Here is a 215-nt window from a genome sequence, read left to right on the forward strand (position 1 = left end):
TCATATGCTTCTAAATCCGTGAATGCATATTTCCAGTTTGTTGCCGCTGTTACTTCTTTTGTATCTACTACTTTACCGTTTTGTAAAAGGTCTACTTGAATCATTTCCGGACGATCTTTCGCGCTATCATCTTTCCATGTTTTCGTTCCTTCTACTTTTGTTTCGCCTACTTTTGTATTTGTGATATCAGTACCACTTACTTTGGATTCATATCC

At 36.7% G+C, this 215-nt stretch carries 1 protein-coding gene; it reads right to left on the minus strand.

Features of this window, described 5'->3' with window-relative positions:
• On the minus strand, nt 1–215 hold a 215-nt coding region (locus JDS82_RS29515; RefSeq protein ID WP_206773556.1), incomplete at both ends, for a Cna B-type domain-containing protein.

The sequence above is a fragment of the Bacillus cereus group sp. N14 genome, assembly GCF_016483555.1.
GTDB lineage: Bacteria > Bacillota > Bacilli > Bacillales > Bacillaceae_G > Bacillus_A > Bacillus_A wiedmannii.